Genomic DNA, 981 nt, shown 5'->3' on the forward strand with positions numbered 1-981 from the left:
TAATTATGGCAATACTTGTAACAGGTGGAGCAGGATATATTGGTAGTCATACATGTGTAGAATTACTAAATAGCGGTTACGAAGTTATAGTAGTGGATAATCTTTCGAATAGCTCGGTAGAATCTATAAATCGAGTGAAAGAAATAACAGGAAAACAATTTAAGTTTTATAAAGAAGATGTTTTAAATCGCGAAGCGCTTGACGCAATTTTTGAAGAAAATGCAATTGAAGCAGTTATTCACTTTGCAGGATTTAAAGCTGTAGGGGAGTCAGTAGCGATTCCATTAACATATTATCATAACAACATTACAAGCACGTTAGTGCTATGTGAAGTAATGCAGAAACATAATGTAAAGAAGATAATCTTTAGTTCATCTGCAACTGTATATGGTATCCCGGAAACGTCACCGATTACGGAGGAGTTTCCATTAAGTGCAACAAATCCATATGGTCAAACGAAATTAATGATTGAGCAAATTATGCGTGATGTAGCATTTGCAGATGCAGAATGGAGTATCGCATTACTTCGCTATTTCAATCCATTTGGTGCACACGAAAGTGGGCGTATCGGAGAAGATCCAAATGGAATCCCAAATAACTTAATGCCATATGTAACGCAAGTAGCGGTAGGTAAGTTAAAAGAATTAAGCGTATTCGGAAATGACTATCCAACGAAAGATGGAACAGGAGTCCGTGATTACATCCATGTTGTGGACTTAGCAAATGGTCACGTAAAGGCGCTTGAGAAAGTACTGAGTACAACGGGAGTAGATGCTTATAACCTGGGCACAGGTATGGGCTATAGTGTACTAGAGATGGTTGAAGCGTTTGAAAAAGTCTCGGGTAAGAAAGTTCCTTATAAAATTACAGAGCGTCGCCCAGGTGATGTGGCAGTATGTTTTGCTGATGCATCGAAAGCAAAGCGTGAATTAGGCTGGGAGGCAACACGCGGATTAGAAGAAATGTGTGCAGATTCTTGGA

The 981-nt window shown here is 38.9% G+C and carries 1 protein-coding gene; it reads left to right on the plus strand.

Annotated features, from left to right (window positions below):
* Positions 1-5: 5 nt before the first annotated feature.
* Positions 6-981: UDP-glucose 4-epimerase GalE (galE, locus tag ACS2QP_RS27360; protein WP_153602221.1), on the plus strand; the 976-nt coding region annotated here is incomplete at its 3' end.

This window comes from Bacillus cereus group sp. Bce019 (genome assembly GCF_051781745.1).
In the GTDB taxonomy this organism is placed as follows: Bacteria; Bacillota; Bacilli; order Bacillales; family Bacillaceae_G; genus Bacillus_A; species Bacillus_A cereus.